Genomic DNA, 20,205 nt, shown 5'->3' with positions numbered 1-20,205 from the left:
AGACGATGTCATCAAGCAGTATCTGGAATTACATTCCGACAAATGATGCCCCCGGCGTCAGCCGGTGGTCCTTCACTTCGGGAATGAAGAAGTTCGTGAATTCCTGAACCCACAGCGCTCGGGCCGGGTAACCGTCGATTACGTTTGCCGTAATCTTTTCTTGCGCCACGGCAGGCATGGCGGCCATCGTCGCGAGGGCCGCGCCCATCAGGCTGCGTCTTGTCCATTTGATCATGTGTTTTTCCTCCCAGAAATTCAGGCGCTTTGGCCTGATTGATGTTAAGTCTGTTTGACCCAGTTTACGGTCAGATCCGTTCCCGCCGCCTCGAACAGTTTGGCGATGGCGCAGTATTTTGCGGTTTCAACGCCCACGCGGTTCAACTCATCCTGGCTCGCTGTCGTGTGACAGTTCACGGTGAGCGTGATGGCGGGGAACGGAACATCGATCTCTTCCTCCATCAAAACGCCGCGACGATCGAACTTGCAATCGGCGTCAATCGTGATCTCGCCGAGATCGATGCCAAGCCGGTGTGCGTTCTTGTGGCCAATGACATTGGTGCAGGCGATCAGAGCCGTCATCGCCGTTTCTGTCGGAGTCGGACCAAGGTTGGTGCCGCCCCGCTCCTCAGGTTCATCAATGACGACATTGAGGTCGCGAACCGGAATTTCGGTGCGCGCATGGGTCGGGCAGGTCGCCGTGGCGCGATAGGTCACGATCGTTTTCATTTTAATGGCCATCAGGCGGTCCTCTCGTCAGGCAAAGCTACAGACTTTGTCGAATGGAAATCGCGGGAGTTTCTGAAACAGTGCCGTTTCGTCCGCATATCCAATGTTGCACAGAAAGTTCGACTTGAGTCGGGTGCCGGCGAAAAACTCTTCGTCCACGATTGCATTTGAGAACCCGGACATGGCACCCACGTCAAGGCCAACTGCCCGGGCCGCAATCATGAAGTAGGCCCCTTGCAGGGTCGCATTCCGATCGGCGGTGTCTTTGCAATATTCTTCTTTTCCATCAAACAGATGGCGGCGGTCTTCGTGCGGGAACAGGAAGGGCAGCTCGTGCCAGAAATCCATATCCTGCGCTATGATGGCCGTGACCGGCGCGCCCATCATTTTCGCCACGTTCGCCGGCTTGAGCGACTTGGCAAGCCGCGCTTTGCCTTCGGGTGACTTCACGAAGATAAAGCGCGCGGGCAGTGTGTTCATCGACGTCGGCCCGTTGATGGTTATGTCGAAGATTTCTTCCAGCAACCCGTCCGGGATCGGCGTGTCTTTCCATGCAAAGTGAGACCGCGCATCGCGCAGGATCAGGTCAATCGCATCGTCAGACAGACGTCCGATCCGGGCACGTAGCGCACGGTGGTCGGCCTGCGCCTTGGCGCGCAAAGCGTCCAGTTCTGTTCCCGTCGGAGCGTTCATTCTGCAGCCACCGCGCGTGTCATGTCTTTTTCGTCAACAACCGGGCTCGAGCATATTCCGATGCCTTCAATCTCTATTTCCACAACTTCACCCGGTACCAACCAACGTGGGTTTGGCTTTTTTGCATGCCCGACACCGGGCGGTGTGCCCATTGCGATCAGATCGCCAGCCTCCAGAGTGGTGTATTCTGAGATGGTCGCGATTGTCTGCGCCACGGACCAGATCATGTTGCCCGTGTTGGACGATTGCAAAATTTCGGATCCGACGCGGCTTTCGATTTTCAGGCCCGAAGCACCCGCTGGCAGTTCGTCAGGGGTCACGACAAACGGGCCGATGGCACCGGTGGCATCAAAGTTTTTGCCCGGCGTCCACTGATGGGTTTTGCGCTGATAGTCGCGGACCGACCCATCGTTGAAAATGGTGTAGCCGAAAACGTGGTCCAGCGCGTTGGATTCTGAAATGTGGCGTCCGCCTTTGCCGATGATCAGCATCAGTTCGGCCTCATAGTCCAGCTTGTCAGAGCAGGACGGGCGAACAAGGGGCGCGCCTGCGGCCATGATCGAATTTTTGCCACGCATGAAAAGCGCCGGATATTCAGGGATCTCGTACCCGCCTTCTTTAATGTGATCGGTATAGTTCAGGCCCAGGCAAATGATCGTTCCCGGCGCGGCCACTGGCAAGGCCGGCGTGATCGATGCGACTGAAACGCTTGGCGCATGCGCCGCTTTGAGTGCGACTGATTCTGCCAGTGCAGGATCGGCAATCAGAGCCATCAGGTCATCACCGATCGCTGCGTCCAAAGCCGTAAGATTAATGGCTTCTTCGCCGTTCACTGCAAAAACCGATGTGCCGCTTGCCGTCTCGCCTACCAGATATTTCATGTGCATAATCCTTGCCAGTTTGATTGATTTCTGCCTACAATATCTCCACATGTCAATAAATATCGATTTTTTTGAGAAAGAAGCATGAAAATGGTTGCTTGGGCGGACTACAAGAAAGAAGCGAAATCTCGGGGGGCTTTGGGACTTGAGCTTTATGTGGCGATGTCGACGCCCGCCAAGGAACCGCAAGACGTCAAGGCATCGCTGCCGGACCACCTTGCCTACCAGGCCGAGCTTGAGCGGGCCGGATCTTTGGCTTTTGCGGGGCCGATGTCTGATGAAACGGGTGTGCATATGCAGGGTATGGGGCTGATCATCTACCGCGCCGAAAGCCTGGAGGCGGCGCAGGCCTTGGCCGAAGCGGACCCCATGCACATGTCGGGGGCGCGGACGTTTGTCTTGCGGCGCTGGATGATCAATGAAGGATCGCTGACCTTATCTGTCGGTTTGTCGACCAAGACCGCCACGTTGATTTAACAAAGGGCAAGCGCTGTGAATATGATGGACGATACCGGCGGCAGGGAAATATCCGCAACGCGCACGGCCTATCTGTCATTGCGCCAGATGATTCTGACGGGGGCGTTGCCTGCGGGTCAGAAACTCAAGATTGAAGACCTGCGAAAAATGCTGGTGACCGGCGCGTCACCTGTGCGAGAGGCCCTCAGTCTGCTGACTTCTGACATGTTGGTGGAACGTATCGACCAGCGCGGATTCAGGGCCGCTGCGGCCAGCCTCGAAAACTTCGAGGAAATCCTCAATCTTCGATGCACGCTCGAAGACATGGCGTTGCGCAAATCCATCATGCGAGGAACGTCCGATTGGGAAGAGCGGCTTGTCCTGGCCCATCACCGGATGAAACGCGCTGTGGACACACCAATATTCGAGGATGCGCACAAGGCGTTTCACATGACGTTGCTGGACAATGCAGCGTCGCCGATGCTGGAGCGGTATTGCAGTCAGCTATATGACCTGAACATCAGGTACCGTTATCTGGCGGCGGGCGGAGAAAACTACCAACGGCGCGAGATCGCAGCGGAACACGAAGAGATCCTCGATGCGACGGTGCGCCATGACTGTGATGCGGCGTCTGCGGCCCTGTTGAGCCATTACCGGTTGACCGGCGCCTATCTCAGCAAGAGGCTCGGCGACCTTTAGGTTGATCGATTTGATATAGGCCACCGAATTATGCCAAATTTCCGTGACACGCTTTCCGGCAGATGGAGTCAGCCCTGTGCAACGTAATCGTTTTCTTGGAGACATGTTGTCCACGTTGTTCGATCGCACGATCAAAATGCGTGGAACAGATGACAAACGCGATATCTTCAAACTGTGCGACGCGCTGTTGTCGGCCGAGGGCGAAGTGTCGGGTCTCAAGCTTGCCGCGACCGTGCTGGACCGTTACCGCGAATTGGATCGGGAAGAGAAGACAGCATTTTTTGCTTATATGAATGATGCGTTTGATATCGATGCGGCAGCGGTGTCCAGGCTGGCCGCCGACTATGCGACCGCTCCGACGACGCAGGGGTTCAAGGACCTGTCCAAGGCCGCCGAACCCAAGCGCCAGGAGCTGCTGCGCCGCCTGAACCAGCCCGCTGGTGCCACCGCAGATCTGGTGGCCATGCGCGTTGATCTGATTGATATCCTCAGGGATCACCCGGAACTTGCCCGCACCAACCATGATTTCGTCCATTTGTTGCGGAGTTGGTTTAACCGGGGGTTTCTGGTGCTCAAGGCGATCAATTGGGACACGCCCGCGCGTATCTTGGACAAGATCGTGGCCTATGAAGCCGTGCATCAGATCAACGACTGGGATGATCTGCGCCGTCGTCTCTATCCGCCCGATCGCAGATGCTTTGCATTTTTCCACCCTGCCATGCCGGACGAGCCGCTTATTTTCGTCGAAGTCGCGTTGACCAAGGAAATCCCCGACTCGGTCACAAAGCTGCTGTCAGAGGGCCGCACACCACTGGAGGGCGACGACGCCAAGGTGGCAGTGTTTTACTCGATTTCCAATTGTCAGAAGGGGCTGACAGGCATCAGTTTCGGCAATTTGCTGATCAAGCAAGTCGTATCGGAGCTCTCGCTGGCCTTCCCGCAGCTCCAAGACTTCGTCACCCTCTCGCCTATTCCGGGGCTGAATCGCTGGTTGGCGACGCAGACCGAAGATGAAGACCATGGCTATATCGCAACGGCGATTTTGGAGCATCGCGCTGAGCCGCGCGATATCGAAGCGATGGCGGCCCGCTATTTGCTCACCGCTAAACGCGAGGACGGGATGCCTGTCGATCCGGTCGCACGATTTCATCTGGGCAACGGGGCGGAAGTTTATGACATCCATGCCCAGGCAGACATCTCTCCCAATGGCCTTGCCCAGTCCAGCGGGGCGATGGTCAACTATCTCTATGACCTGACTCTGACAGAACAACACCACGAAGAATTCGCTCTCAAATCCATCGTTAAGGCTGCCAAACCCGCCAAATCGCTGTCGACCGCACCTCTCTCTCCCAAGCCTAAGGACCCCACATCGTGACCAATATTCTTTACGATGCGCTCATCGCGCCGCATGCGCAAAACAACGCCGCTTTCCTTGTTCTCGATGATGGCACAACGATGACCTATGCGGGGTTTGTAGCGCGGGTTGCCCAACTGGCCCACGTTTTGAAGGACGCAGGCGTGCGCCCAGGCGACCGGGTTGTCGTACAGGCGCCCAAACTGTCGGACACCATCGCACTGTATGGCGCGGCGGTTCAGGCGGGGGCGGTGTATCTGCCGCTCAACACGGCCTACACGCAAAGTGAACTGACCTATTTCATCGAAGATGCAGCCCCGGCCGTTGTTGTTTGCGACGCCAAGGATGCAGGGAATGTGAGCGCGATTTGCGGCGACAACGCGCGGGTGCTGACACTGGCCAAGGATGGCAGTGGATCACTGTCAGTGCAGGCAAATGACCAGCCTACGCGCTTTGACACGGTTGCACGTCGGCCGGATGATCTTGCTGCATTGCTCTATACTTCGGGGACGACGGGGCGTTCGAAGGGCGCAATGCTCTCGCACAAAAACCTGTTGTCCAATGCGCAGTCATTGACGGACCTCTGGCAGATTACCAAGGACGACCGGTTGATCCATGCCTTGCCGATTTTTCACACCCACGGCCTCTTCGTGGCAATAAATACGGCGCTGCTGGCCGGGGCGCAGGTACGGTTCATGGCCGGGTTTGATGTCGATACGATCATTTCTGAAATTCCGGCCTCGACCCTGATGATGGGCGTGCCGACATTCTACACCCGTTTGCTGGGTGATGCGCGCCTGACTCGCGATCTGGTGGCGAATATGCGGTTGTTCGTGTCCGGCTCGGCACCGCTTTTGGCGGAAACACATACCGCGTTCGAAGACCGGACAGGACAGCGTATTCTTGAACGCTATGGCATGACCGAGACAAACATGATCACGTCCAACCCCTTTGACGGAGAACGGCTGGCCGGTACGGTCGGCTACGCCTTGCCGGGGACAGAGGTGCAAATCACCGACAATGGCCAACCTGTCGCCGATGGTGAGATCGGCATGATCGAAGTGCGCGGCGACAACGTCTTTCAAGGGTATTGGAACATGCCTGATAAAACTGCGGAAGAATTGCGTGACACTGGTTTTTTCATCACTGGCGATTTGGGCATAAAGGCTGACGATGGACGCATTTCGATCGTTGGGCGGCAAAAGGACCTGATCATTTCGGGCGGCTACAACATCTACCCGAAAGAAATCGAAGATGTGATCAACGATGTTGAGGGTGTGCTCGAAAGCGCTGTCTTTGGTGTTCCGCATGCGGATTTCGGCGAAAGCGTTCTGGCCGCCGTCGTCCTTGAAGATGCGAGCTTGACGGATGAAGCCATAGCAGCGCAGGTCGAGCCGCATCTGGCGCGTTTCAAACACCCGCGGCGCTATGTCATCACCGATGCGTTGCCGCGCAATACGATGGGCAAGGTGCAAAAAAACGTGCTGCGCGCGGAGCATAGCGCGTAAGCCCACACTACCGGCGGGCTTCTCCGACGGCGTATCGGGTTTAGTTGCGGAAATAGGCTGCCCAGCTTCTGCGGCTCAGGAAAACCTTGGCACTCACCAGGCTGACGATCACGCATAGGACGACTTTTGATATCGGTTCCATCGTTCCCTCGATGAGCAAGGTGTGAACGACAGCGCCGGTGACGATCACCACGGCAAGCGCCGTGTGTGCGACGCGCCATAAAGGCAATGGTAGTTTCAAACGATTTCGAAAGGTGGCCAACAGGGCTGCGGCAAAAACTGCCCACATCGCCACGACGCCCCAGATTGAAAACGGTGTGGGCGACCGGAAAAGCAGGACATCCACGACGTCTGGCGGGCTGGTGATCCAGAGGCCGCCGACATGCAACAAAACGGACAATACCAAAACGGCCCCGACCACGCGATGGATGCGCCGCCCGCGCAAGGCGGCCAGACCCGGAATGTACCCGGCAACCAGCAAGGGCTGCATCATCAACAGCACCAGCGCGATGATCCCTGCAAAGCCGGACGCGATATAGATCGGCTCGCGCCATGCCAGCAGAGGGCTCAGCGCAGCGGCGATAAGCGGCACGAATGCCGCCGCGCCGAGGGCAACCCAGATCAGGGCGTTGCGTGGCGCGCTATGCCCCTGTCGGTCCACGGTTATCAGGCGGGTTGAAGAACGAAATCGGCGTTCAGGGTGGTCTCGCGCGCGTTGCGCATGACAGGGCGCAGGAAGACCGTTTTGAATTCCCCGCTGTCATAGGCGAGGTGCCCGTGGGGCTGGCCAAAGGCGGGAACGATCTGCGGCATCTCGATACGGTAGTTGCCATTTGCATCGGTCAGCGTCGCACCATGGCTTTCCGGGTCACGTTCGTGGCCTTCGGTTGTGTGTGCCCAGACCTGAATGCGCTGCCCGGCCAGAGGTGAGCCATCGCCTGCGCGGCGCACCGTGCCCGTCATCCAAAATCCGCCACCGCCGATGCGATCAACGATGGGCGCGCCGGGGCGGTAGTTATTCGACCCACCCCGCATCGATGGGGTTGGTGCCAGACCTTTTGCAACGGCGGGCGTGAAAAGACCCAAGGCGCCGGTGACCAAGAGAGCACCCGATGTGCTCAGGAGAGTTCTGCGGGTCATAAATCCGTTTTTCATGTAACGTACTCCTTTCCAAGCTTACGTCAGACATAACGCGCTGGGCATGTTTGGCATCCAACAAATGCGTGACCTGATGAGGTGCCTGATTTCGCCAACCTCAGGGTACAATAAGTAGGCATTCATGCTGGCAATTCAAACAGGGTTTTGTGAATGCTGAGCATCGCGATGGCGCTAAATGGGGCGGTTTTACCTGTCCGCGGCCCTCTCGCACCATGCCCGGCGTGCATTGGATGACCATCTATCGCCAAGGCAGTGCGTGAACGTCGCCTGACAGTTGCTCGCCGGGGGGGCGGTCTCCGGCGCGGTCACAAAAAAAAAGCTGCCCCGAGCAGGGGCAGCCAGTGCTTGTTTACACATCCAAAGTGTGTCGTTTACCGTGACAAAGCGCCCAGGATTTTGTCCTTCGCGTCGCCAATGGTAAAACTGCCAGGAGCCTGACGTGGCGGATATTCCTGGAACGTCGCAAGGAACTGGCCCACGAATTCCGATGCAGGCAACAACAAGAACACGTTGTTCAGATACCAGTCGTAGTAGGTATTCGACGTAACATTGGCGCGCTCGTATGGATCCTGACGCAGGTTGAAGAGCAACGGAATACGCAGTTCGGTCCATGGTTCGGCCCAGGCGCGCAGGGTCTGCGGGAAGCGGTGCTCAAGGAAGATGACCTTCCAGTCGTTGTAGCGCATCGCCGTCAGATCACCATCATCGGAGAAATAGAAGATCTCCTTGCGCGGTGTGTCTTCGACCTCGCCCAGCAGGTAGGGCAGGGTGTTATACCCATCCAGATGTACACGGTAGTCGCGACCGCCGCCAACTTCTGCGACGGTGATTCCTTCAAGAAGGTCTTCCTTGATGGTGTCATTCCCGGCCATGGCGAGGAATGTCGGCAACCAGTCCATATGGTGCATGATGGAGTTGGAGATCGTGCCCGGCTCGATTTTACCGGGCCAGCGGACCATGGCAGGTACGCGGAAACCGCCTTCCCAGTTCGTGTTCTTTTCACCGCGGAAGGGGGTCATCCCGGCATCGGGCCAGCTGTTCATGTGCGGGCCGTTGTCAGTGGAATACTGAACAAACGTCTCGTCAGCGATACCCAGCTCGTCCAGCAGGGACAAAAGCTGACCAACATGCATGTCATGTTCGATCATACCTGCGCGGTATTCGTCCATGTGTTTGCCGGCAATTTCGTCAGCCTGTGTGCGCATGTCTTCCTTGACGTGGGTCCGGAAGTGCATCCGTGTGCCATTCCACCAAACGAACCATGGCACGCCGGCTTCTTCTTGACGTTTGATGAAATCAATGGCGGCTGCCAGCGTTTCCTCGTCAACCGTTTCCATCCGCTTTTTCGTCAGAGGGCCGGTGTCTTCGATCTCGCCGTCAGCTGTCGATCTCACGACGCCCCGAGGGCCCCATGCTTCACGAAAAGCTGGATCCGTCGGGTAGTTTTCCAACTCAGGCTCTTCTTCGGCGTTCAAGTGATACAGGTTGCCAAAAAACTCGTCAAAGCCGTGGTTCGTCGGCAACATGTCATCTTGATCGCCCAGGTGATTTTTGCCGAACTGTCCCGTGGCGTACCCCTGCGCTTTTAGCAGGCCTGCGATGGTCGGATCTTCGATCTGCATGCCTTCTTCCGCACCTGGCATACCAACTTTGGAAAGCCCCGTCCGAAACACCGACTGTCCCGTGATAAAGGACGAACGGCCTGCGGTGCAGGATTGTTCTGCATAGTAATCGGTAAAGATCATGCCTTCGTTTGCGACGCGGTCGATATTTGGCGTCTGGTAGCCCATCAGACCCATTGTATAGGCCGAAATATTGGATTGGCCGATGTCGTCGCCCCAGATGACAAGAATATTCGGCTTGTCATCCTGGGCCCAGGCGGAAGACGCGAGCGTTACGGCGCATGCCAATACCGCAACGCCTTGAGCAGGCCGCCATGAGGCTAAATTGAAGTTTAATTTTTGCCACATTTTCGATAGTTCCTTTCCAATATAGAGTCGTTCTCGTGTTGAGACACTAGTCTGAGGAGCGATGCTATGTCACGGAATTGTTGCCGCAGCGGCTGTTAGTTTTCACACGCAGGACGTATCGAGGCGCGCTGCGTTTTTCGTCAAATATTTAACCATTTTCAGTCGTTCAGGGCAATGCTTGGAACATGTCCTGGTACTTCACCGACCGAATCCTAGGTCATCACCACGGGGTGACCGTTTTCGCGTTGGTATGCGATGGCAAGGGGAATGACGGCAGCGAACAGAAGTATAGCGAGCCATATGGGGCCCTGTATGCTGCCGGTGGCATCCAAAATAGCGCCTGCAGCGGGGGGCGCGACCCAAGTGAATGCATAATAGACCGTTAAGAATACGCCCGTTCCAAAAGCCCGTGCCTGAGGTCTTACGGCCTCTCCGGCCAAGGCCATGATGATACCGGCGGGGGCCATTCCAATCAGTCCGAAAAGCAGGCTCGCACCGAGCCCGGCACCGGGGAGACTGAGCAACAAGAGTGCAGCGGAGGCCGTGGTCATGCATATGAACAATATCGTCATGCGCTGACCGGACCGATCCGCGATCTGACCGCACAAGGCACCTGATGCGATCATGACCCAGCTTCCGACGCTAATGGTGCCGGCGGCCGCGAGCGCGCTGTGGCCCAATGCCTCGAGCACCTTTGGTCCAAACGAAAGATATATGATGTAGCCTGCGTTGATGGCCCCCCATGCAGAGCCCGCGATCAAGATCAAGCGCCATTCCTGACCCGTCAGTCGCGCACTGGCACCGTCGTGTTTGACGGGAGCCAAATCGTCCGGATCCTTGTAGAAGATCAACACACCGACTGCTGCGAGCGCGCAATAGATCGAGGCGATCTGAAACGGTATGTGCCAGCCGAACGCATCCGATATCCAAGCATAGCCTAATTGTCCCATGGCGATGCCGAATGGCCAACTCATCACAAGCAAGCTCATCGCCGTCGCAATTTCACGACCCTGGAACCAGTCAGCCACCATTTTGGTGAGGTAGAGCGTCGCAAACAAAAAGCCGATACCGGCCAGAACGCGCCCGGCCCCGATTGTCCAACTGTCGACGGCTCCGGCCGAAACCAGACCGCCGAAGGCCAATGCCCCAAGGCCAAGCACGACCATATGGCGATCCGAGACATATCGCGCCCAATATCCGGCAGGTATGGCAAGAAACAATCCCGGTGCCATGAACAGACCGATCAGCAGGCCAATCCCTGCATAATCAAGCCCGAAGGCGACGACGAGATCGTCGCCCACAGACGCCAGTGTCTGGAATTGCAGACCAAGGCCCACACGGGCCAGAAACAGCAATACCAGAATGCGCCAGCGCATCAGGCCCAGCCAAGTTCGCGCAGAGCCTGTACATCATTCCAGATTTTGGTCATGTGACGAATTTTGTCGCCGTCGAATTGCATGACATATGCGTAGTCGGACTTGACCGAATTGCCAGTCGGCGCGACCGGACCGCCTTCGCCGGTTTGGGTTCCGTGAAACTCCGCCGCCGCGACGACAGATCCGCGTGCCTCATCCGCGGCAAAGGCAGTCAGGACATAGCGACCATCGGGAATTGGGGTAAGCAGGCCCTTCATCCACTCTGTGTAGGCGCTGAGCGTCTTGGTATCGGCCAAAGCATCTGCCTGACAGGCAAAGGTGGCGTCGGAATGGCACCACGTCTGACAGACGTCCCAGCCTTTGCCTGTTTCGCACGCTTCAAAAAAGGCCTGTGCGATTTGGTATTGTGACATTTGCAATGCTCCGTTCGGGTTCCATTCGTTTCCAGCCTACGCGCAGGATGCAGTAGGTGGGTATCGTGCAGATGCTGTATTCTTGGCAAAGACCATGCATCACACGCAGGACTGCGTCTGTGGCATTGCGTGTTGCGCGCCGAATGCGCACACTTGGCCAAGTGTCGGTACAGGGAGAATTGCCGTGTCAGCCCAGGTTGATCTGAGCCAGCGAGAACTTCAGATCGCACAATCCTATGCCGGCGGTGCCACCTATCAGGAGATCGCAGAGACGTTGTGCATAGCGCCCTCAACGGTGCGCACGCATTTGGCAACGATCTATCGCAAGCTAGAAGTGTCTTCCAAGCTCGACCTCCTTGCTCGGCTTAACGGGACCATGCGCGAACCACGCAGTCAATCCGAACTGAATTCGGTTGTCTCGGAACTGGCGCTGAGCCTCGAAGAGGCCATCAGTCGCGAAAGGGCCCTGAGCGAGGTGTTGCGGATCATCGGCGCGGCACAGGGCGACGTTGAGACGGTGATGCCAGCGATCCTGAAATATGCGCTTGAACTGTGCGACGCGGAGTTTGGCGTCTTGTTCGAGTATTGTCCGGGCAACCGTTTCAGGGCCCGTTTCACTTTGGGCATTTCCCCGGAGTTCAAGGCATGGTTTCATGAACAAGGTGACTTTGTTCCCAGCCCCGCGACTGGGCTGGGGCGCATGGGCGCCCGCCGCGAAGTGATCAATATCATCGATGTCAAATCCGAAGACATTTACCGGACGGGCGACAGCCTGCGCCATGCTACGGTCGATCTGGGCGGCGCGCGGTCTTTTGTGGCGATCCCGATGCTGGCGGCCGACAGGTTGGTCGGCGCATTCACCATTTATCGGCAGACCGTCAGACCATTCTCTGACGAAACAACTAAGCTGGCGCAAATGTTTGCGGCACAAAGCGTGATTGCGCTCGAAAATGCACGTATTGTCAGCGCATTGAAAGCGGCAAGGCGCTAAACAGATTTGGTAAACTCAGGCGACCTGTGTCCGCGTCTCAGCGGCGCGCGCTCCAACTGAGCGAGGCATGTTTGCGGGTGTAGAATTCGCCCATAAGGCCAATCATCAACAACACGATACCCACCCAAAGGGCATATTCCCATGACGAATAGCGGGGATTATAGTTGATGAATGCAAAGCCGCGCGACTGATCTATCACATGGAATAAAGGGTTCCAGTCGAACATGGCCAGCATGAAACCGGGCAGGGTGTTGGCCACGAACATCTTGCCGGATGCGATCATGTTGGCCCTTTGATAAATCTGCGAAAAAATCTGTACGAAGGTCGGGAACCACGGTTTGATGGATAAAAGGACCACACCGAGGGCGCATCCGGTAAACCATGCAATCAGAAGCATGCCAAAAGCGCCGAACGGGTCTTCGATTTGAAGAGGCGTAAAGGCAACATGGTAAATGAACAAGATCATGAAGAGGGACAGAACCTGGATATAAAGCGCGCCAACAGCGGCCGACCCGATCGAGATAATCGTATTCATCGGGGCGTGTTGCATCATCGGGCTTGCCGGACCCTCAGAGCCGAGCACGGCCCCGAGTGACTTGGTATGCGTCATGAACAGAAAGATGCCAGTCATGATGTATACGAGGAAATCGCCCCGGATCGCGGCCCCGCGCAGCCCAAGCACGGTAAACATCACGTAGAACGCCATGACAAAGATGACCATTTGCATCAGATTCATTGCGATGGCCAAAAAAGCATTGTTATGCGTTTTGCGTACAGAACGAACAATCGAGTGATAAATCAGCTCGAACATGGCCATGGCACTGCCAAAGCTGGATTGTGGTTTGCGCGTTGATTGAAACATAAGCCTACCTGTGCACCGACCTATATGTTGTCGCACGGAATTCTTGCCGTTCCGTTATCACGCAAGCATAAGGGGCGCGCATCGGATTATCAACAAATGCCCACTTGAGGAGCAAATTTATGAACTACGACCAATTGATCCCAGTCATCCGCAAACTGGCTTTGCAGGCCGGCGATAAGATCATGGAGATCTATGGTGAAGACGACTTTGACGTAAAGACAAAGTCGGATGACAGCCCGGTGACCGCCGCGGATGAAGCTGCAGATGCCCTGATTTCGGAAGGTTTGCGCGCTGCATTCCCGGAGATGATGCTTGTGACCGAAGAGCAGTCCGCGACCCACACCACCACAGGCGACACGTTTCTGATTGTTGATCCGCTGGATGGCACAAAGGAATTTGTCCACCGCCGTGGGGATTTCACCGTCAATATCGCTTTGGTCGAAAAAGGCGTTCCGACGCGCGGAATCGTCTATGCACCTGCCAAGGGCCGTATGTTCTTTACGCAGGCCGATGGCCAGTCGGTCGAGGAAACGGGCGCGTTCGACAAGGATGTGATTGGCGACGTCACCCCAATGAGCGTTGCCGACAGTGACAATGCAGCGCTGATGGTGGTTGCCTCGAAATCTCACCGGGATCAGGCGACGGACGATTACATCAACAAATATGCCGTCAAAGACATGAAAAGCGCGGGTTCGTCCCTGAAATTCTGTTTGGTCGCCACCGGTGAGGCGGACATCTACCCCCGTCTGGGCCGAACAATGGAGTGGGATACCGCGGCAGGCCATGCGGTTTTGTCCGGTGCAGGTGGGAAAGTGGTCCGCTTTGATGATCAGACGCCACTGACCTACGGCAAGGACACATATGCCAACCCGTTCTTCATCGCATATGCCCCTTCCGTCGATCTGAAACCGGCCTGATGTCAGTTCTGATTGCGATTCCTGCCCGGTATGCCTCGACGCGGTATCCGGGCAAGCCGCTGGTGCCCCTTTCGGGTGCCGGCGGACAGTCTCAGACACTGATCGAGCGCAGCTGGCGGGCGGCAATGTCTGTCAAGGGTGTCGACCGCGTTGTCGTCGCGACAGATGACAGCCGAATTCAGGAGGCCGCAGTGGCTTTCGGAGCGGAGGTCGTAATGACCTCCGAGGCCTGTGCCAACGGGACCGAACGTTGTGCCGAAACACACAGTGCCTTGGGCGGCGACTTTGATATTGTTGTCAATTTGCAAGGCGATGCGCCGCTGACCCCGCCTTGGTTTGTCGAAGCACTGATTGAAGGTTTGCGCGGTGCTGCAGATGCCGAGATCGCGACGCCTGTGCTGCGTTGCGACGGGGCCACGCTGAACGGATTTCTCCAAGATCGCCGCGCTGGGCGTGTGGGCGGAACAACGGCGGTCTTCGGAGCGCAAAATCAGGGCCTTTATTTTTCCAAGGAAGTGATTCCCTTCACGAGCGGTACTTACGCGGATCAGGCGGACACTCCCGTCTTCCATCACGTCGGTGTCTATGCCTATCGGCCGGCCGCATTGGCCGCATATCCCGGATGGCCTGTCGGCCCGCTGGAGCAGCTTGAAGGTCTCGAACAACTGCGCTTTCTCGAAAACGGGCGCCAGATCCTGTGTGTCGAGGTTGAAGCGCGGGATCGACAATTCTGGGAATTGAACAACCCCGAAGATGTGCCGCGCATCGAGGCGATGATGGCGGAGATGGGTATCGAATGACCCAAGTGCCGGTCAGCGTTGTGGTGGTAAGTCGCGACCGGCCTGATGCATTGATGCGTTGCCTGACAGGCCTGAGCCAGCTGCAATATCCGAATTTCGAAATTGTCGTCGTGGCTGATCGCAAGGGCGACATAGCCGTGTCGCGTTCCGCTTTTTCGGATCAGATAAAACAGGTGCTGTTCGATCGCGCCAATATTTCGGAGGCACGCAATATCGGCGTCAGCCACGCGGCCGGCGACGTTGTCGCTTTCATTGACGACGATGCGGTGCCCGAACCCAGTTGGTTGACCCAACTTGTCGCCCCATCAGGCCGATCAGATGTCGCGGCGATGGGAGGGTACGTGCGCGGTCGGAATGGTATTTCATACCAGTGGAAGGCGCGCAGTGTGGATGCCCGGGGCGATTTCACGGATTTGGATATGAACCCAAAACGGGCAACCATCCTGACCCCCAAAGGCCGCCGCGCCATCAAGACCGAAGGGACAAATATGGCGGTTCGCCGCGATGTTCTGGTCGAGCTTGAAGGGTTTGATCCGGGATTTGCGTTCTATCTGGATGAGACGGATTTGAACCTGCGCCTGTGCCGCGCGGGATACGCGACGGCGATCGTCCCGATGGCCGAAGTGCATCACGGCTACGCAGCAAGCCCCCGCCGCCGCGCGGACCGGGTGCCGCGCGATCTGTATGACATCGGATCGAGCTGGGCGGTCTTTCAGCGCAAGTACCTGTCCGTGACGGAACGGCCCGATCATTGGCGTGCCATTCGAAAGCATGAGTGGACGCGGCTTGTCCGGTACATGACGGCGGGCGTCTTGGAACCGCGCACGCTCCGGCACCTGATGTCGCGTCTCGACATTGGATATGGTCAGGGCATTGGGCGTCAACGCGGCGGCGGTCAGGTCACCCGCTCGCCCATATCGGCGTTCAAGCGATTTCCATTCAAGGCACGCACCAGCGTCGTGCTGAGTGGCCGAACATGGCAACGCAAGACCTTGCGTGCCGAGGCGTCGGAACGATCCGCGGCGGGTCAGATCGTAACACTTGTCCTGTTGTCTCCGACCAGTTTTTACCACACGGTGCGTTTTGATCCGGCTGGATATTGGGAGCAGCGGGGTGGCTTGTTCGGTAAATCGTTGCGCGATGATCCGCCGGTGCGTGTCACGTCCTTTGCATCCAGAGTAGAACGAGAGGTGCGCCGTGTTGCAGCGCAGCGTACAATCGATGATTGAAATGGCGCGTCGACGCAACAATGATGCAATGTGTTCAAAATTTCACGTTTTCGTCATACTCTCCGACAAATTTATTAGTTAGAGAGTGCTCTATAGGTCTATATATATCCAGTAAATTCAGGAACGAGGCATCCCCCAATGCAAAATAAGGTAACAAAAGCGATTTTCCCCGTGGCTGGACTTGGGACGCGTTTTTTGCCCGCGACCAAATCCGTGCCCAAAGAAATCATGACGCTGGTTGATAGACCATTGATCCAGTACGCGATTGACGAAGCACGTGCGGCGGGCATTACAGAGTTCATTTTTGTAACGTCGCGCGGCAAGAGCGCGCTGGAAGACTATTTCGACCATGCTCCGAACTTGGAGCAAGAGTTGCTCAAGAAGGGCAAGGACGATCTGATGGCGGTCCTGAAGGACACCTATATGGATAGCGGTGCGATCGCCTATATCCGCCAGCACAAAGCACTTGGGCTGGGTCACGCTGTGTGGTGCGCCCGCCGTCTGATCGGTGATGAACCCTTTGCCGTCATTCTCCCGGACGACGTGATCGCTGCTGAAAAGCCGTGCTTGCAACAAATGGTCGAGGCCTATGAAGAGACGGGCGGCAATGTTGTCGCCGCAATGGAAGTCCCGCCGGAAAAAGCATCCTCCTACGGTGTCCTCGATGTCGAGGAAGACATGGGTCACATCGTGAAGGTCAAGGGAATGGTGGAAAAACCCGCAGCCGGCGAAGCTCCGTCAAACCTGGCCGTGATCGGCCGCTATATTCTGACCCCATCCGTTCTGCGCACCCTGAACGAGGGAAAGTCTGGCGCCGGCGGAGAGATCCAGTTGACCGACGCGATTGCCAAGGAGATCGACGGCGAGTCTGGCGTCTTTGGCTACCGTTTCCGCGGCCAGCGCTTTGACTGTGGTTCGAAATCCGGTTTCTTGCAGGCGACTGTGGCTTTCGGTCTGGCGCGTGAAGAGTTGCGGGAGGATCTCTTGGGTTATATCCGCGACGTGGTTCACCTGGACCGGGCCGCAGAATAAGTCGGAGTATCTTGGTGACGAATGTATTGGTAACGGGTGGTGCGGGTTATATCGGGTCGCACGCCTGTAAAGCTTTGCGAAATGCAGGCTTTACTCCTGTAACCTTTGACAATCTGGAAACCGGCTGGAGCGAGGCTGTCAAATTTGGCCCCTTTGTGCAGGGTGATTTGATGGATCGTGCCGCTTTGGATGCGGTTTTCGCCAAGTATCAGCCCGTGGCCGTGATGCATTTTGCGGCCCTCAGCCAGGTCGGCGACAGCATGAAGGATCCGGGCAGGTATTGGCGCAACAATGTTATGGGGTCATTGACCTTGATCGAGGCCGCCGTTGAAGCGGAATGCCTTGATTTCGTGTTTTCCTCGACCTGCGCAACCTACGGTGATCAGGACAACGTGGTTCTGGACGAAAACAGCGCGCAACATCCCATCAATGCCTATGGCGCGTCCAAACGCGCGATCGAGGATGTGTTGTCCGATTTTGAAGCGGCTTTCGGACTGCGGCATGTGATTTTCCGGTATTTCAACGTGGCGGGCGCCGATCCAGAGGGCGAAGTGGGCGAGTTCCACCAACCGGAGACCCACCTGATCCCGCTGATGCTCGATGCCATTGCGGGCAAGCGGGACGCGCTGACCGTTTTTGGCATCTATGTGCATGTCTGCGATTTGGTGGATGCCCATGTGCTGGGTCTCAAGTGGCTCCGGGACGGCAAGGGCAGCCGGGTGTTCAATCTGGGCACCGGATCGGGGTTCTCGGTGCGCGAAGTCATCGATCATTCGCGTGCGGTCACCAACCAAACCGTGCCTCATGTCGATGGCGAGCGTCGTCCAGGAGATTGCACCAAGCTGGTGTCCGGCTCGACCCGGGCCGAGGCCGAGCTGGGCTGGACGCCGACCCGGTCGACATTGGAAACCATGATCACCGACGCCTGGAGATGGCATCAAACTGGACATTACGACGCATAAGCCGCCGCCTGCGCGGTTGCTGGATCTTACCCGGCTCATGCGCAGGGTCGGCAAGGTTCTGACAGGTGTGGATCGCGTCGAACTGGCATATTTGCGGGCTTTGGTGGCAGACCCTGTGCCCACCTTTGGCCTGATCCGCGCGCCTCTTGGGTATATCCTGCTGGATCAGCCAGGGATGGAAACACTCGACGCTTCGCTGTCGGGCCCCGAAGCGGGTGTGTCCCCGGATCGTCAGCGTCGCCGAACCTGGCGCAAGGCGCGTCAGATCTCAGTCGCCCGCGTACCGCCGCCTTTTCTGGCGCGAGCTATGCGGCGTCACTTGCCGCGCAAGTTCGTATATTTCAATGTTGGCCATTCCAACCTGACGGACCGGGTGATGCGCACAATGCATGGCACCGTGGAGGCGCAGATCGCCGTTTTTGTCCACGACGTAATTCCGTTGGATTTTCCGGATTATCAGCGCGACGGTACGATTGCGCCCTTTGCGGCGATGATCGAAAGGGTCGCAAACCATGCCGATGTCATCATCTACAATTCACATGATACCAAAGCGCGGACAGAGGCGCGAATGCAGGCGCCACCGGCGTCTATCGTTGCGCATTTGGGAGCAGACCTGGTGCCTGCTGCTCCGGAAGAGCTGCCTGAGACGCTGACGACAGACCGCCCGTACTTCGTCTGTATCGGCACGATTGAGCCCCGCAAGAATCATGGGTTCTTGCTGGATATCTGGGATCAGATGGGGGCCGATGCGCCGGGTCTTGTCATCGCCGGATCACGGGGCTGGAACAACGAGGCGGTGTTTGATCGCCTAGACGCTTTGCCAGCCGACAGCTCAATAACAGAGTTAGCGGGATTGACCGATGGGGCCCTGGCATCCTTGATCGACGGGGCAGCGGGCGTTCTATTCCCAACCCATGCAGAGGGCTATGGCCTTCCCGCTACCGAAGCTGCGGCGCGTGGCGTTCCGGTGATCGTGAATGATCTGGACGTCTTCCGGGAAACGCTTGGTGAAATTCCCATTTACGCAAGCGTTTCAGATCGTTATCTGTGGATGACAAAGATCAGGGAATTGGCCGACGCTGAGCCCGGGACGTCAAAACGAGAGCAGTTTCACCCGCCCACGTGGGATAGACATTTCAAGATTGTGTTAAGTTTGACCTGATAAGCGCAAAGTGGGTCGCGATGGGCGGCAGATAGAGGGCGTAAGTATTTGGGCGCTTGGCAGTCATATCGACTGAGGCTTCAGCGTAAGCGATGGCGCATTCGTGCGTTTCGCAAGCGTCGTGAATTGACGCGGGTGGCCAAGCGCACGAACAAGATTCGTCCAAGTGATTTGCTGTGTTTCAGCACCCTGCGAAACGAAGCGGTCCGACTCCCGTACTTCCTGCAATATTACCGGGAAATGGGGATCAATCATTTCCTGATCGTCGACAATGACAGTACGGATGGATCGCTCGAATACCTGGCAGACCAGCCTGACGTATCGGTCTGGTCTGCAAAAGGTAGCTACAAACGGGCACGCTACGGCGTGGATTGGTTAAACTGGTTGCAGATGAAATACGCCCATGGCCATTGGTCCCTGGTGGTCGATCCAGATGAATTCCTTGTCTATCCGTTTTGCGATACGCGCCCCTTGCGCGCGCTGACCGATTGGCTGGATGCCTCATCGATCAAGTCCTTCTCTGCCATGCTGCTGGATATGTATCCCAAAGGGCGATTGGACGATCAGCCCTACAGCGCCGGACAAAACCCGATGGAGATCGCCAGTTGGTTCGACAGCGGCAACTATTCGATCACCAGAAACCGGCGTTTTGGCAACCTGTGGATTCAAGGCGGGCCCCGCGCGCGTGTGTTTTTTCGTGATGCCCCGGAAAAAGCGCCTGCGTTGAACAAGATTCCGTTGGTGAAATGGGACAGACGCTATGCTTATGTCAGTTCGACGCACATGCTGCTGCCGCGCGGATTGAACCTTGTTTACGATGAATGGGGAGGAGAAAAGGCATCTGGCGTTTTGTTGCACGCCAAGTTTCTCGACACGTTCACTTTCCACCTAATGGATCGAAGCCACCGGCTTCTAGCCGGTCCGCTTCAGCGAATCTTTCTCTGATCTTCTCTCCTGAATTTTGAAACCCGCTGTGGCGGTATGGTTTCAAAATTCAGGAGAGAAGATCATGCGTT

The 20,205-nt window shown here is 56.8% G+C and carries 22 protein-coding genes; 12 read left to right on the top strand and 10 right to left on the bottom strand.

Features of this window, described 5'->3' with window-relative positions; translation table 11 throughout:
- Positions 1 to 28 precede the first annotated feature (28 nt).
- Genes LC354_RS19885 through LC354_RS19870 form a run of 4 tightly spaced genes read right to left on the bottom strand, consistent with a single transcriptional unit; the run spans position 29 to position 2,300 of the window.
- On the bottom strand, positions 29 to 235 hold the full coding sequence (locus LC354_RS19885) for a hypothetical protein (protein WP_223427143.1): 207 nt from the start codon (positions 233 to 235) through the stop codon (positions 29 to 31).
- Between the two features lie 44 nt (positions 236 to 279).
- Positions 280 to 738, bottom strand: a complete 459-nt coding sequence (locus LC354_RS19880; protein ID WP_223427142.1) for an OsmC family protein — start codon at positions 736 to 738, stop codon at positions 280 to 282.
- Positions 739 to 753: 15 nt separating this feature from the next.
- Positions 754 to 1,419 (bottom strand): malonic semialdehyde reductase, encoded by a 666-nt coding sequence (locus LC354_RS19875; protein WP_223427141.1) that lies wholly within the window; start codon positions 1,417 to 1,419, stop codon positions 754 to 756.
- Complete coding sequence (locus tag LC354_RS19870) at positions 1,416 to 2,300, bottom strand: fumarylacetoacetate hydrolase family protein (protein ID WP_223427140.1); 885 nt, start codon at positions 2,298 to 2,300, stop codon at positions 1,416 to 1,418. The genes LC354_RS19875 and LC354_RS19870 overlap by 4 nt, the downstream gene beginning before the upstream one ends.
- Before the next feature lie 84 nt (positions 2,301 to 2,384).
- Here LC354_RS19870 and LC354_RS19865 point away from each other — a divergent pair, with 84 nt between their 5' ends.
- The 4 genes from LC354_RS19865 (at position 2,385) to LC354_RS19850 (ending at position 6,317) form a co-directional block, all read left to right on the top strand.
- On the top strand, positions 2,385 to 2,777 hold the full coding sequence (locus LC354_RS19865; protein WP_223427139.1) for a YciI family protein: 393 nt from the start codon (positions 2,385 to 2,387) through the stop codon (positions 2,775 to 2,777).
- Positions 2,778 to 2,798: 21 nt separating this feature from the next.
- Complete coding sequence (locus LC354_RS19860) at positions 2,799 to 3,455, top strand: GntR family transcriptional regulator (RefSeq protein ID WP_223427138.1); 657 nt, start codon at positions 2,799 to 2,801, stop codon at positions 3,453 to 3,455.
- A 76-nt stretch (positions 3,456 to 3,531) separates the two neighbouring features.
- Entirely contained in the window at positions 3,532 to 4,830 is a 1,299-nt protein-coding gene (locus LC354_RS19855) for a malonyl-CoA decarboxylase (protein ID WP_223427137.1), read from the top strand.
- Positions 4,827 to 6,317, top strand: coding sequence for an AMP-binding protein (locus tag LC354_RS19850; RefSeq protein WP_223427135.1), 1,491 nt, complete (start codon positions 4,827 to 4,829; stop codon positions 6,315 to 6,317). The genes LC354_RS19855 and LC354_RS19850 overlap by 4 nt, the downstream gene beginning before the upstream one ends.
- A gap of 40 nt (positions 6,318 to 6,357) precedes the next feature.
- On the opposite strand, the gene LC354_RS19845 is transcribed toward LC354_RS19850, so the two are convergent.
- The 5 genes from LC354_RS19845 to LC354_RS19825 form a co-directional block, all read right to left on the bottom strand.
- Positions 6,358 to 6,978 (bottom strand): ferric reductase-like transmembrane domain-containing protein, encoded by a 621-nt coding sequence (locus LC354_RS19845; RefSeq protein ID WP_223427133.1) that lies wholly within the window; start codon positions 6,976 to 6,978, stop codon positions 6,358 to 6,360.
- Between the two features lie 5 nt (positions 6,979 to 6,983).
- A complete protein-coding gene (locus LC354_RS19840) occupies positions 6,984 to 7,472 on the bottom strand; it encodes a peptidase associated/transthyretin-like domain-containing protein (RefSeq protein ID WP_223427127.1) in 489 nt (162 codons plus the stop codon).
- Positions 7,473 to 7,846: 374 nt separating this feature from the next.
- Positions 7,847 to 9,445 (bottom strand): arylsulfatase, encoded by a 1,599-nt coding sequence (locus LC354_RS19835; protein WP_223427126.1) that lies wholly within the window; start codon positions 9,443 to 9,445, stop codon positions 7,847 to 7,849.
- Positions 9,446 to 9,657: 212 nt separating this feature from the next.
- Positions 9,658 to 10,821, bottom strand: a complete 1,164-nt coding sequence (locus LC354_RS19830; RefSeq protein ID WP_223427125.1) for an MFS transporter — start codon at positions 10,819 to 10,821, stop codon at positions 9,658 to 9,660.
- Positions 10,821 to 11,234 carry an ester cyclase gene (locus LC354_RS19825; RefSeq protein WP_223427124.1) on the bottom strand — a complete coding sequence of 138 codons (414 nt, stop codon included), beginning with the start codon at positions 11,232 to 11,234 and terminating at the stop codon, positions 10,821 to 10,823. The genes LC354_RS19830 and LC354_RS19825 overlap by 1 nt, the downstream gene beginning before the upstream one ends.
- 184 nt (positions 11,235 to 11,418) lie before the next feature.
- Between LC354_RS19825 and LC354_RS19820 the strand changes: the two genes are divergently transcribed.
- The gene (locus LC354_RS19820) at positions 11,419 to 12,225 is read left to right on the top strand and encodes a LuxR C-terminal-related transcriptional regulator (RefSeq protein ID WP_223427123.1); all 807 of its coding nucleotides are present in this window, start codon (positions 11,419 to 11,421) and stop codon (positions 12,223 to 12,225) included.
- Positions 12,226 to 12,262: 37 nt separating this feature from the next.
- Here LC354_RS19820 and LC354_RS19815 read toward each other — a convergent pair whose 3' ends face one another.
- Entirely contained in the window at positions 12,263 to 13,087 is an 825-nt protein-coding gene (locus LC354_RS19815; protein WP_223427122.1) for an ABC transporter permease, read from the bottom strand.
- A gap of 119 nt (positions 13,088 to 13,206) precedes the next feature.
- Between LC354_RS19815 and cysQ the strand changes: the two genes are divergently transcribed.
- The 7 genes from cysQ (at position 13,207) to LC354_RS19780 (ending at position 20,134) form a co-directional block, all read left to right on the top strand.
- Positions 13,207 to 14,004 (top strand): 3'(2'),5'-bisphosphate nucleotidase CysQ, encoded by a 798-nt coding sequence (cysQ, locus tag LC354_RS19810; protein ID WP_223427121.1) that lies wholly within the window; start codon positions 13,207 to 13,209, stop codon positions 14,002 to 14,004.
- On the top strand, positions 14,004 to 14,804 hold the full coding sequence (locus LC354_RS19805; RefSeq protein ID WP_223427119.1) for a 3-deoxy-manno-octulosonate cytidylyltransferase family protein: 801 nt from the start codon (positions 14,004 to 14,006) through the stop codon (positions 14,802 to 14,804). The genes cysQ and LC354_RS19805 overlap by 1 nt, the downstream gene beginning before the upstream one ends.
- Positions 14,801 to 16,033, top strand: a complete 1,233-nt coding sequence (locus LC354_RS19800) for a glycosyltransferase family 2 protein (RefSeq protein WP_223427117.1) — start codon at positions 14,801 to 14,803, stop codon at positions 16,031 to 16,033. Before LC354_RS19805 ends, LC354_RS19800 begins: the two co-directional genes overlap by 4 nt.
- Positions 16,034 to 16,171: 138 nt before the next feature.
- Positions 16,172 to 17,065 (top strand): UTP--glucose-1-phosphate uridylyltransferase GalU, encoded by an 894-nt coding sequence (galU, locus tag LC354_RS19795; RefSeq protein ID WP_223427115.1) that lies wholly within the window; start codon positions 16,172 to 16,174, stop codon positions 17,063 to 17,065.
- A 14-nt stretch (positions 17,066 to 17,079) separates the two neighbouring features.
- Complete coding sequence (galE, locus tag LC354_RS19790; protein ID WP_223427114.1) at positions 17,080 to 18,027, top strand: UDP-glucose 4-epimerase GalE; 948 nt, start codon at positions 17,080 to 17,082, stop codon at positions 18,025 to 18,027.
- Positions 18,028 to 18,043: 16 nt separating this feature from the next.
- Positions 18,044 to 19,189, top strand: coding sequence for a glycosyltransferase family 4 protein (locus LC354_RS19785; RefSeq protein ID WP_223427112.1), 1,146 nt, complete (start codon positions 18,044 to 18,046; stop codon positions 19,187 to 19,189).
- 48 nt (positions 19,190 to 19,237) lie between these two features.
- The gene (locus LC354_RS19780) at positions 19,238 to 20,134 is read left to right on the top strand and encodes a glycosyltransferase family 2 protein (RefSeq protein ID WP_223427111.1); all 897 of its coding nucleotides are present in this window, start codon (positions 19,238 to 19,240) and stop codon (positions 20,132 to 20,134) included.
- The last annotated feature ends 71 nt before the right edge of the window (positions 20,135 to 20,205 follow it).

This window comes from Tateyamaria pelophila, from assembly GCF_019966495.1.
Lineage (GTDB): Bacteria > Pseudomonadota > Alphaproteobacteria > Rhodobacterales > Rhodobacteraceae > Tateyamaria > Tateyamaria pelophila.
The sequence above is the reverse complement of the archived record's forward strand: the minus strand, read 5'-3'. Positions and strand labels throughout refer to the sequence as shown.